Annotated in this window: 11 protein-coding genes and 5 tRNA genes; 2 read left to right on the forward strand and 14 right to left on the reverse strand. The window is 41.3% G+C overall.

All coding sequences use genetic code 11. From position 1 onward, the window contains the following. Window positions 1-11: 11 nt before the first annotated feature. The 7 genes from FC33_RS01205 to FC33_RS01235 all read right to left on the reverse strand — a co-directional run bounded on the left by FC33_RS01205 (window position 12) and on the right by FC33_RS01235 (window position 6,762). Window positions 12-992: a beta-ketoacyl-ACP synthase III gene (locus FC33_RS01205; protein ID WP_057826803.1), complete on the reverse strand. Its 981-nt coding sequence runs from the start codon at window positions 990-992 to the stop codon at window positions 12-14. A gap of 158 nt (window positions 993-1,150) precedes the next feature. Continuing rightward, window positions 1,151-1,235: transfer RNA gene (locus FC33_RS01210), tRNA-Leu, on the reverse strand. A gap of 55 nt (window positions 1,236-1,290) precedes the next feature. After that, complete coding sequence (locus FC33_RS01215; RefSeq protein ID WP_057826804.1) at window positions 1,291-1,734, reverse strand: SprT family protein; 444 nt, start codon at window positions 1,732-1,734, stop codon at window positions 1,291-1,293. Next, window positions 1,731-3,923, reverse strand: coding sequence for a Tex family protein (locus tag FC33_RS01220; RefSeq protein ID WP_057826805.1), 2,193 nt, complete (start codon window positions 3,921-3,923; stop codon window positions 1,731-1,733). Before FC33_RS01220 ends, FC33_RS01215 begins: the two co-directional genes overlap by 4 nt. A gap of 71 nt (window positions 3,924-3,994) precedes the next feature. After that, a complete protein-coding gene (locus FC33_RS01225; RefSeq protein ID WP_057826806.1) occupies window positions 3,995-4,429 on the reverse strand; it encodes a hypothetical protein in 435 nt (144 codons plus the stop codon). Window positions 4,430-4,438: 9 nt separating this feature from the next. Further along, window positions 4,439-5,266 carry an ammonia-dependent NAD(+) synthetase gene (gene nadE, locus FC33_RS01230; protein ID WP_057826807.1) on the reverse strand — a complete coding sequence of 276 codons (828 nt, stop codon included), beginning with the start codon at window positions 5,264-5,266 and terminating at the stop codon, window positions 4,439-4,441. Between the two features lie 17 nt (window positions 5,267-5,283). Continuing rightward, complete coding sequence (locus tag FC33_RS01235) at window positions 5,284-6,762, reverse strand: nicotinate phosphoribosyltransferase (protein WP_057826808.1); 1,479 nt, start codon at window positions 6,760-6,762, stop codon at window positions 5,284-5,286. Between the two features lie 127 nt (window positions 6,763-6,889). On the opposite strand from FC33_RS01235, the gene FC33_RS01240 reads away from it, so the two are divergent. Beyond that, window positions 6,890-7,621, forward strand: coding sequence for a WecB/TagA/CpsF family glycosyltransferase (locus FC33_RS01240; protein ID WP_057826809.1), 732 nt, complete (start codon window positions 6,890-6,892; stop codon window positions 7,619-7,621). 17 nt (window positions 7,622-7,638) lie between these two features. On the opposite strand, the gene FC33_RS01245 is transcribed toward FC33_RS01240, so the two are convergent. From FC33_RS01245 to FC33_RS01265, 5 genes are all read right to left on the reverse strand, one after another. Next, the gene (locus tag FC33_RS01245) at window positions 7,639-8,337 is read right to left on the reverse strand and encodes a GntR family transcriptional regulator (protein ID WP_057826810.1); all 699 of its coding nucleotides are present in this window, start codon (window positions 8,335-8,337) and stop codon (window positions 7,639-7,641) included. Between the two features lie 116 nt (window positions 8,338-8,453). Next, window positions 8,454-8,525, reverse strand: a tRNA-Gln gene (locus FC33_RS01250). Window positions 8,526-8,534: 9 nt separating this feature from the next. After that, window positions 8,535-8,617, reverse strand: a tRNA-Tyr gene (locus FC33_RS01255). Between the two features lie 97 nt (window positions 8,618-8,714). Then, window positions 8,715-10,172 carry a peptide MFS transporter gene (locus FC33_RS01260; protein ID WP_057826816.1) on the reverse strand — a complete coding sequence of 486 codons (1,458 nt, stop codon included), beginning with the start codon at window positions 10,170-10,172 and terminating at the stop codon, window positions 8,715-8,717. 131 nt (window positions 10,173-10,303) lie between these two features. Beyond that, window positions 10,304-10,867: a hypothetical protein gene (locus FC33_RS01265; RefSeq protein WP_057826811.1), complete on the reverse strand. Its 564-nt coding sequence runs from the start codon at window positions 10,865-10,867 to the stop codon at window positions 10,304-10,306. Window positions 10,868-11,040: 173 nt separating this feature from the next. On the opposite strand from FC33_RS01265, the gene FC33_RS01270 reads away from it, so the two are divergent. Beyond that, window positions 11,041-11,388 carry a helix-turn-helix domain-containing protein gene (locus FC33_RS01270; RefSeq protein WP_057826812.1) on the forward strand — a complete coding sequence of 116 codons (348 nt, stop codon included), beginning with the start codon at window positions 11,041-11,043 and terminating at the stop codon, window positions 11,386-11,388. A 232-nt stretch (window positions 11,389-11,620) separates the two neighbouring features. On the opposite strand, the gene FC33_RS01275 is transcribed toward FC33_RS01270, so the two are convergent. Both FC33_RS01275 and FC33_RS01280 read right to left on the reverse strand, forming a co-directional pair. After that, window positions 11,621-11,693: transfer RNA gene (locus tag FC33_RS01275), tRNA-Thr, on the reverse strand. An 8-nt stretch (window positions 11,694-11,701) separates the two neighbouring features. Further along, a tRNA-Glu gene (locus FC33_RS01280) sits at window positions 11,702-11,773 on the reverse strand. Window positions 11,774-11,875 lie beyond the last annotated feature (102 nt).

Genomic DNA, 11,875 nt, shown 5'->3' on the forward strand with positions numbered 1-11,875 from the left:
CACAATCTTTTTTAGTAATCACTTAAATCTAACAATAAACTGCCGTAAACTAATCCTGCACCAAAGCCCGTCAATAATGCTTTCTTTGGTCGCTTTCCATTTGCCAGCTGCTCGCTTAATGCCAACGGAATTCCCACTGAAGAAGTATTCCCAGCGTGATCAACGTTGACGGCAAACTTTTCAAATGGAATATTTAATCCTTCGGAAATCTTTTCAAGCAACCGTAAATTTGCTTGGTGAGGAATCACTAAATCAATTTCTTGCGGATCGATCTGATTTTCATTTAAAAAATCTTTCATGTGGTCAATAACCGTTGTCGTTACAAAATTAAACACGGCCGGGCCATCTTGATAAAACGCTTTTGCTTGCGGATAATTTTCAGCCTTAACATCTGAAATCGGCTTGATTCGACCGCTGTTGACGGCTTCCATGTTGCCATCGGCCCGCATTTTTTCAGCAAGCAGTGAATCCGTTGCATCTTCCTTCTTTTCTAACAATGCGCCGGCAGCCCCATCGCCGAAGAAAACAGCCGATGTCCGGTCCGTAAAGTCCATCATCTTTGAGTTATTTTCAACACTGATCACAATTGCTTTATTGTACTGCGGACTGTGAAGAAACTTATCTGCGGTACTGTAACCGAAGATAAATCCGGCACAGGCTGCTGACAAGTCATAGGCAAAGGCTTTTTTCGCCCCAATATTCTTTTGAACAAGGGCAGCGGTTGATGGCGTCAATGCATCCGGTGAAATTGTTGAAACGATGATCAAATCAATTTCTTCCGGAGCAACATGCGCCTGTTGCAAAAGCTTTTCCGCAACCTTGGTTGCCATTTCAGATGAATCTTCATCAATTGCATAATGACGAGTTTTGATTCCTGTATGAGCTTGAATCCATTCATCAGAAGTATCCATAATTTTACTTAATTCATCATTTGTAACGACCCGTTCAGGTAAATACCCTGCACTGGCTGTTAATTTAACACCAACTGACATTATGTTCACCTCAAAATTCTTTTTTCTCATTACCCTTCAAGCAGATATACACCTAATTTAAAATCTTAATCTAAGATACTCCTGAAAGGAAATGAATGCAAAATATTTGTGTTTTTAGGTAAAAAAAAGCTGAGGCCTAATACCTCAGCTCACCTTTATGCGGGTAAATGGATTCGAACCATCACGAGCGCAATGCTCACCAGATCCTTAGTCTGACGCGTCTGCCAATTCCGCCATACCCGCGACAACAGAAATAATTATAACAGACAAAATTATCAGACGCAATATCTTTTTTTAATTATTTTGAAATTAATTTCAAATGACCGCCACACCGTGAACAATGGTACTTCTGGACATTAAAATGCCGCTGGCGATAATACCGTTTATGGCATTGCCGGCACTCATACACGATTTGCGGATTAGGCCGTAAACTGGATGGTGAATACCGGCTCCCGCCAACCTTTTGCAGTAAAACTTTAAAATCATGATCACGGTGTTGGTAACCGCGGTGATTCAAATGCAAGTGATAATGACACAGTTCATGCTTAATTACCCCGATCAAAATTTCGGGCGGGTAATCGGTTGCGATATGCGGATTGATTTCAATATTGTGAGTTTCCAACATATATCGCCCACCAGTTGACCGCAACCGGGAATTAAAGCTTGCAGTATGGCGAAACGGAACCTGGAATGCTTCAATCGAAATCCGTTCAATTAACCGTTGCAGTTCTTGATCAGTCATTTTTCGACCTTCTGTTCCGCTGGCGCAACCATTGACAATTGGATTCGGCCGCGTTTTTCATCAACACTATCGACCCAAACATCAACGATATCCCCAACAGCAACCACATCCCGCGGGTTCGCAACGTATGAATCACTTAACTTCGAAATATGCACTAGCCCGTCCTGCTTAACGCCAATATCCACAAAAACGCCGAAATCAACAACATTCCGGACCGTTCCTTGAAGCTGCATTCCCGGTTTCAAATCTTCAAGGTGAAACGTATCCGAACGCAGAAGCGGCATTGGCATCGTATCCCGGAAATCACGTCCCGGCTTTTCTAAACTTGAAACAATGTCCGCCAACGTGGCTTCGCCAATTTGGTTTTCCGCCGCAAACTGCTTTTGATCAAACCGTTTTAATTTTTGATTCAACTTAGCCGTTCCAATCTCATCCTGTGCTGCCTGATTAGCCGCTAAAAGCTTTTCGGCAACCGCATAGCTTTCAGGGTGAATGTCGGTATTATCCAATGGATTCGTCCCGTTCACGATCCGTAAGAAACCAGCTGATTGTTCATATGCCTTATTTCCAAGCCGCGGAACGTTCAGTAATTCCTTCCGCGTCTTAAACTTGCCGTTTTCATCACGGTATTTCACGATATTTTTGGCAATCGACTTATTCAATCCTGAAATATGTTCTAATAGTTGCGGACTGGCAGTGTTTAAATTAACCCCTACCTGGTTAACGCCCGTTTCAATTACCTGGCTCAGTTTATTATCCAGTTCCTTTTCTGGCAGGTCGTGTTGATATTGACCAACCCCAATTGATTTCGGATCAATTTTAATCAATTCAGCTAATGGATCTTGGAGCCGCCGGGCGATACTGACTGCTGACCGCTCTTCAACGTTAAAGTCGGGAAATTCGTCCCGGGCGATTTGACTTGCGGAGTAAACCGAAGCCCCCGCCTCATTGACGATCACGTAGTAAACCGGCATTGAAATCTCTTTTAAAACTTCAGCAACAAACGCTTCAGATTCCCGACTGGCAGTTCCGTTTCCAATCGCAACCATTTCAACGTGATAATCGTTAATTAAGGCCTTGAGTTTCTCCTTGGCTTCTGCCTGCAACTTCGGATTCGGCTTTTGGCCCTTCGCTTTTTCATGCGGGTAAATTACGGCTTTCGCTAAGAACTTCCCAGTCGAATCGATCACTGCCAGCTTGCAGCCCGTTCTGAACGCAGGATCCAATCCAAGAACCGTTTTACCTTTTAACGGCGCCTGCATCAGCAAATGATACAGATTATCACCAAACACATTGATCGCCTTTTCATCGGCTTTTGCCGTTAATTGTTTCCGGATTTCACGTTCAATTGCCGGCCGGATGAACCGCCGATAAGCATCCGTATATGCATTTTCAATGATGGGGGCTGCTTCGCCTTGACGACTGCCGATAAACCGGGAGTGAAAATACCGTAATACAAATTGCTCATCGAGCTCAACCTTTACCCGAATAATATTTTCTTTTTCACCACGGTCAAGGGCTAACGTCTGATGGGAGGCCATCTTACTGATTGGCTGTTCAAAGTCATAATACAGCTGATAAACACCCTTTTCATCAGCTTCTTCGTCTTTGACCTTTGAAACAATTTTCCCGTGTTTTAACGTGTTTTGCCGAACCCAGTCCCGTAACTGGACGTTTTCGCCAAATGCTTCCGCAATAATTTCATGAACGCCTTGAAGAGCATCATCGACCGTCATGATCTCCTTTTCCAGATTCAAATATTTTGCCGCTTCAGCTTCAATCCCGGAATTAAAGCCTAAAACATACCGGGCAAGCGGTTCTAACCCCGCATCCTTAGCAATTTGCGCCTTCGTTTTCCGTTTTTGCTTGTATGGCAAATACAGGTCTTCCAGCAGCTGCATGTTATCCGCTTGGTTGATTTTGGCCTTCAACGTTGCGGTTAATTTCCCCTGTTCGTCAATTTTGCTAATAATATCGGCTTTGCGTTTTTCAATTTTGGCAACCTGATCGTATGTTTTTTGAATTTCGCGCAGCTGGACTTCATCAAGACTGCCCGTCATTTCTTTCCGGTACCGGGCAATAAACGGAACCGTATTCCCATCTTCAAGCAATTTTAATGTTTCTTTGATTTGATGCGGCCGCAATTGTGGCAGTTGATGTGCTGTAATTTCAAGATATTGCTGTTCCATCTTTCTCCTCCTTTAAAATTAAAAAGAGGTTGTGACCCACGTCGCAGCCTCCCTGCTTTTTCACCCTTAAACTATGCCAAATGGAGTCCCCGGATGATTTTTTGGACACTCCGGTTAACTTTATCCATTGCCGTTTCCTGTGCCTTTTCAGCTACATCAAATTGTTCCCGGTCAACTTGGTAGCCTTGATAATCAATGCTGGCATTCATTGCTTCGCAGCCCTTTACAAATTCCCGGTAATGAGCAATCAGGTTCTTATGAACCCCAATCAACTGGGCCGGAGCTTGCGCCTTTTCTAAGGTCGTTAAGTTCGTTTGATATTGCTTAACGCCTTCGCCAAAACTTTCCTGCGTAGCTTGATAGTCTTCGGCTTCGATTTCTTCATCATCATTCAATGCACTTCGAAAAATATTGAAGTACGGATCCATCTTCGCACTCATCTTTTGGGTGCTGTCTAATACATTGTTGATCACACCTAAATATTGGTTAACATTTACCCGTCGCATTTTTTCACCCTATTTCCAAAATTCGTCATAAACGTTGATTGGCATGTGCCGCTTGTGTTCCGTCTTCACATACCAGTTTTCAATGATTTCCGCATTGTGATCATCAACCGGTTTTCCTTCCAGATAATCATCAATATCGTTATACGTTACCCCTAACGCTACTTCGTCAGGCAAAGCCGGCCGGTTATCTTCAAGGTCAGCTGTTGGCGTTTTTTCATATAAGTGCTTTGGCGCATGCAAAACTTCAAGCATTTGCTTGCCCTGACGCTTGTCTAACCGCCATAACGGGGTGATATCAGCACCGCCATCTCCGTATTTCGTATAGAAACCGGTGATTGCTTCAGCTGCGTGGTCTGTGCCAACCACTGCACCGTGATTAGCCCCGGCAATTGCATACTGTGCGATCATCCGTTGCCGCGCCTTGATGTTGCCCTTATTAAAGTCGCTGACTTCGATTTGGTTGGATTCAACCGCCTTGACCATTGCGTCAGCAGCTTCCTTAATGTTGACCCGCACAGTTTGATCAGCATTCATAAATTCAATGGCATCCATTGCATCTTGTTCATCGGCTTGATCACCGTATGGAAGCCGCACCGCGATAAATTGATAATCTTGGTCGCCCGTTTCTTCCCGCATTTCCGTAATTGCCATTTGGCTTAACTTTCCAGCAAGCGTTGAATCTTGGCCACCTGAAATTCCCAAGACAAGGGTCTTTAAAAATGAATTTTTCTTCAAGTATGCCTTTAAAAAGTCAATTGACCGGCGAATTTCCTTTTCCGGATCGATTTGCGGTTGAACCTTTAACGTTTCAATGATTTTTGCTTGTAATTCACGCATTTCTCTCACTCCACTTATTAAATATCATTCGGAAGCGGCTTTTGGTTATTCGTTTCCCGAATGGTTTGAATAATTTTCATCTTGTTATCATAGCACTTCTTTGAAAGATCAACGGGATAATCTTGCGGGTTCAATAACCGCTTATATTCTTCCCACAAACTTTCAAGGTGCTGTTCAGCGTACTGCTTGATTTCTTGTAAACTTGGCTGATCATAGACTAATTCGCCGTCTTTGAAAATTTCCGTCAGCAATGGCCGCGCATTAAAGTTTGTGACCTGCTTATTGATATACGTATATTGCGGGTGGAACATCAACAGCGACTTTCGTTGTTGCGGCTTTTCATTATAAAGGGCAACGTAATCGCCTTCTGATTTACCGGAATCTTTCCGGGTGATCCGCCAAACCTGCTTCTTTCCTGGAGTTGACACCTTATTAACGTTACTTGAAATTTTAATGGTGTCTTCCATTTGACCTGTCGCATTTTCAATGGCGACCATTTTGTAAACTGCACCTAAAGCTGGTTGATCATACGCCGTGATCAGTTTCGTGCCGACACCCCAAACGTCAATTTTGGCATGCTGCATTTTCAAGTTCATGATCGTTTTTTCATCAAGATCATTTGAAGCATAGATTTTAGCATCCGGGAAACCGGCTGCATCAAGCTGCTTGCGCACACACTTTGAAATGTATGCCATATCGCCAGAATCGATCCGCACCCCTAAAAAGTTGATGCGATCGCCCATTTCCTTCGCAACCCTAATCGCATTCGGAACGCCGGAACGTAATGTGTCGTAAGTATCAACCAAAAAGACACAATCATGATGCGTTTCAGCATATGCTTTAAATGCTTCATAGTCATTTTGATATGCTTGCACTAATGCATGGGCATGGGTTCCGCTTGCTGGAATCCCAAAAATCTTACTTGCCCGCAAGTTGCTGGTTGCATCAAAGCCGCCAATGTAAGCTGCGCGCGTTCCCCAAATGGCGGCATCCATTTCCTGGGCCCGCCGACTGCCGAATTCAAGTAAGGGATCATCCCCGACAACTGACCGAATCCGGGCAGCTTTGGTCGCAATCAACGTTTGATAATTGATAATATTCAAGATTGCGGTTTCCACTAACTGACAATCCGCTAATGGGCCTTCAATCTGCATCAACGGTTCATTATTAAATACGATTTCTCCCTCGACCATTGACCGAATACTTAACCGAATTTTGAAATTCCGTAAGTATTCAATAAAATCATCCTGATAACCCATCTCTTCTTTTAAGTACTGAAGGTCAGACTCTGAAAAGTGCAGGTTTTGGATATATTGAATTACACGTTCCAATCCGGCATAAATGGCATACCCGTTTTGAAACGGCAAATCGCGAAAATAAACTTCAAAGATTGCATTCCGATCGGCAATCCCTTCACGCCAATACGTTTCAATCATATTCAATTCATACGCATCAGTATGAAGTGCTAAGCTGTCGTCTGCATATTTATTAATCATGATATTCCTCTTTAAGATCGTAATTTACTAGATACATAATAGTGCTTATATTTTATCACTTTTCGGGTTCCCACCGCAAAATAGTTTGTTCTATAATGAAATAAACAAAGCAGAAACGAGGAAGATCATGACGCGTTCAAAGGTCAATATTCTTGGAATTGAATTTGATAATTTTACCCAGAAAGAATTGGTTCACCAACTGATTGCCGATAACCAGCAACACCTTAACCGGTTTGTCGTTACGGCTAACCCTGAAATCGTTCTGGCAGCCACCCGCGATCCTAATTACCAGCAGATCATCAACCATGCTGATTACGTTACTGCGGATGGAATTGGGATTGTGAAAGGTGCGCAGATTCTGGGCACCCCGCTTGCCGAACGGGTAACCGGCTTTGATACCATGCAAGCATTGTTACGATCTGCTGATCAAAATCAAAAGAAAGTTTACTTTTTAGGCGGTAAGCCAGCGGTAATCACCGCATTGAAAAATGTAATTGAGGAAAAATACCCGCATTTAATCATTGCCGGAATGCATGACGGCTATTTTAATGATGAAGTCCCCATCGTTCGCGAAATTCAGCAAGCCCAACCGGATTTTGTTTTTGTTGCGTTAGGGTTTCCAAAACAAGACTTTTTCATTGCCCATCACCGGTCCGTTGCCAATTCAATTTGGATGGGCGTCGGCGGCAGTTTCGACGTTTTGACCGGCAACGTTCAACGGGCCCCTGAATTTTGGATCAATCATCACATTGAATGGCTCTTCCGGCTGATCCAAGAACCGACCCGCTTTAAACGGATGTTAGCTTTGCCGCGTTATTTATTCCGCGTTTATCGGCAAAAATTCAAGCAAAAAAAATAAGGCCTCAGCCTTATTTTTTATTTCTCTAAGTAAAATTCAAACCGTTCGCCGGCATATTCTGTTCGCACATATTCAAACGGTAATCCCGTTGTCAGTTTAGTAATTTGGCGTAGCTTTAGAATCGGTGCTCCCCGTTTGATTTTCAAATAATCAGCAATCTTTTCCGATGCGCTTGATGCCGAAACCGTCTGTTGGGCATGCCCAATCTCAAGCCCGTGTTCCTGTAACGTTTGGTATAACGACCGGGTAATTTGCGCTCGTTGATAATTTTTAACTAGCGAATATGGTAACGTTGCAACTTCAAAGCAAATCGGAATTTCATCTGCATACCGAATCCGTTCCATTCGTAAAATGTTATCGTGATCACTAAGTTTCAGGTGTTCCTGCTCACTTAACGATGGGGTCGTTACCTGATACGAAATTGTCTTACTTGAAGGCGTCTTTCCCTGATTTTCCATCAGCTGGGTAAAACTCGTTGTCCCTGACATCTTTTCCTGAACTTTTTTCCGGGCAACGAACGTTCCAGAACCGACCCGGCGTTCAAGAATTCCTTCATCAACCAGCGTTTGGACTGCTTGGCGCAAAGTCATTCGGCTAACGCCATATTTTTCAGCCAATTCCCGTTCCGCTGGAATCCGATCGCCGACCTGCCACTTGCCTTTTTCAATTGATTCCTTTAAATCATTATGAATTCGAATATAAATTGGAGAGCTCATCCTTAAATCCATTCCTTTAAAATTTATACCATTAGTATATCACTAAATATTATTCGTTTATCCGGTTAATACAAAAAAGGTTGTGCCCTTGCACAATCTTTTACCCAATAAAAAAATTGGGGTAGCTGGATTCGAACCAGCGCATCACGGTACCAAAAACCGTTGCCTTACCGCTTGGCTATACCCCAATAAGATGATGGAGGGGAGTGGATTCGAACCACCGAACCCGAAGGAGCGGATTTACAGTCCGCCGCGTTTAGCCAGACTTCGCTACCCCTCCATATTCAATTAAATCAAATGCCTTATCACATCCGACTTAATTATCATACATGCAATTTAGAAAAATTGCAAGGACTTTTTTCAAAAAAATTATTTTTTTAGTTTGATGCGATCAATCGCTTAATTCTCGGAGCAATCATCAGCAAGATCAATCCTAAAATAATCGTTACTCCCCCAATGATTCCAAAGTAATGAATCTCGGTTGCCTGATTGTAAAACTTTACGATCTGCGAGTTGATCGCCTGCGCGACCGCATCCGTTAAGAACCACATGCTCATCATTTGTGACCGAAATGCTTGTGGAGCCAATTTAGTGGTCGTTGAAAGTCCAATCGGTGAAATCAACATTTCCCCAATAATGACCAACGCCCAACTCATGACCAGCCAAAGAGGCGAAACTTTTGTGTGAGTCCCGTAAAGCATTCCCGGAAGCATCATCCATAAGAACGAAATTCCCGCAAAAAATAATCCCAATGAAAATTTGGTTGCTGACGATGGTTGACGATTCTTTAACTTACTCCACAGCCAAGCAAAGCATGGAACGTACAGCATAATGAACAGCGGATTCATGCTTTGAAACCAGCTTGCTGGAAATGAATGACCCAACACCGTCAATTTAGTCTGTTCTTCAGCAAAAATCGCCAAAGTAACTGATCCCTGCTCTTCAATGATCCAGAAGACAATCGCAGCTAAAAATAATGGAAGGTAGGCTACGACCCGCTTACGTTCGTTCACCGTTACTTTTTGACTGGTCAGCATTACAACAAAGTAATAAATCGGAATTCCAATTGAAAGGATCGACAATACAAGGATCACGTTGCCAATATTAAACAGATTAAATTCGATCATAATTACGCAAGTCAAAACGATCCCAATAACCCACGCAATCCCCTTTTTGATCAGTCCGCGAACTTCTTCCGGTTCAAGCGGATCATTCGGAAACATGCTGTCAGGCGATAAGTACAGCTTGCCATCGATCGAATACTGAACAAGTCCAAAAAACATTCCAATTGCGGCAAGTGAAAAGCCGATATGAAAATTATACGTTTGCCCAATGTACCCCACAATAATTGGCGCAATAAAGGCCCCCACGTTAATTCCAAATACAAAAATATTAAATCCGGCTTCCCGGCGATAATCATCCTTATCATACAGGCTGCCAACCATTTCAGAAACGTTGGGTTTTAACATCCCAGTTCCAAAAGTGATCAGAATGATCGAAATAAACAACGCGTCTTTGCCGTATGGCGTTGCTAAAACGATATGCCCAAGCATGATTAAAATTCCACCGATCAAAACCGTTTTCCGACTGCCCCACAGGCGATCACTCATAAACCCGCCAAGAACACTTGTCAGATAAACTAGCGCCCCGTAAATCGACATGATCGATGCGGCCGTCGCTTTACTAAAGCCCAATCCGCCTTCCGTTACCGAATAAAACATATAAAACAGCAGAATTGCCCGCATGCCATAGTAACTAAACCGTTCCCACATTTCAGTGAAGAATAAGGTTGCCAGTCCGCGCGGGTGTCCTAAAAATGTTTTTTGCGACTTAATTGGAGTCAATTTTAAATTCCTTCCATAAATAAACTTAATAATATTTAAAGTATAGTCATCTGTGGGAAATTGGTCAATTCGAGTTCAATATAAATAAAAAAGGCATTTATAATAAAACACCTTTAAAACTATTAATCATTTTCTTGATTTACTTGTTCAACGTTATTTGTTTTATCATTGTCAAAAGTAACTTGTTTTCCTGAGTTGGAAATTAACTTACCTTTGTCTCCGTCGGCATTTGCATTATATCCATAATAAAATTTGCCGTTTACCTTAACTTTAACGTTCGGATTTTCTAATGTGAAAAGTTCATCATCTTCTGATGTACCTCCAGCGTAAACTTTTTCTTTTAAGACTTTTGAGTTATCATCAGTAATTAATTTAACTGTATATGGTTCTGCTTCAGATGAACCAACTTTATCAGAACCAATTTTTTTGGTTTCTGATAAAACTTCTGAATTATTTTTTCCAGTAAAAAATGATAATTTGTGGTTTCCAATTTCATAACTCGTTATTGAATTCTTTTGAACGTAAAAGATGTTTTCGACGGTGTTACCGTTCAATGCAAACCAAATTTCTCCATTTTTATTTTGTGCACTATCAGCAAATGTTTCTTTTGATCCGCATCCAGCTAAAAACAATGGAATACATAAAACAACCAACAATGGAACAATTATCTTTTTAAACTTTTTCATAATAACAATCTTTTCTTTTTAACCATTTATAAAAATTTACCAATGAAAATTGTATCACTTTTCGATTAAAATATTAATAATTATTTAAAATATATTATTTTGTTACATAGTAACCAAGTGTGAATATCTCTATGATTTAGTTATAAAATACATTTTTGGAGATATAAACTTATATGTATGAAAATTTAAATATCGGAAATGAAATCAGGTATTATCGAATAAAACAAAAATTATCACAAGAAAAATTGGCTGAAAAAAGTAACCTTTCACTTAACTTTATTTCCAAATTAGAAACTGGACGCATCAGCAATATCAGCCTCAATAAATTACTGAATATATGTAAAGCATTAGGTATTCAGTTAGGAAAGCTTGTTGGCGATGATATTGCGAATACCTTTTCTGAACTACCACCTTCAACAGTTGAATTAATTAAAACAATGTATAAACTTAATTACAGTGATCTTGATACGATTTCAAAAGATTTAATTCCATTGATTAAAGATTTTAATAACAAAAAATAGCGAGCAGTTTGCTCGCTATTTTCGTCTTTATTCATCTCTGACACATTGGATTATGCTATTCTTCCTTGATATATCAACGTTTTTATTAATTATTTTTTTCTTTCTGACACATTGAAGAATTCAATGTGTCAGCAGTGTGTCAAGATTTTGAATTTTACCTGATATTAACGTTATTTTACAAACAAAAAAAGCCTTATATCAAGGCTTATAAACATTTATGAACGTTTTTTCATGCTGATTGCAGGAGTCGAACCTGTGACCCACGGTTTACGATACCGTTGCTCTACCAACTGAGCTAAATCAGCATATTCAATGACCCGTACGGGATTTGAACCCATGTTACCGCCGTGAAAGGGCGGTGTCTTAACCACTTGACCAACGGGTCATAACAATTATGTTAATCACTAACGTGAATGCTCATTAGTCATTTAAAACTCCGGCAGGCGGACTCGAACCGTCGACACCCTGATTAACAGTCAGATGCTCT

This window comes from Ligilactobacillus aviarius subsp. aviarius DSM 20655, assembly GCF_001436315.1.
Lineage (GTDB): Bacteria > Bacillota > Bacilli > Lactobacillales > Lactobacillaceae > Ligilactobacillus > Ligilactobacillus aviarius.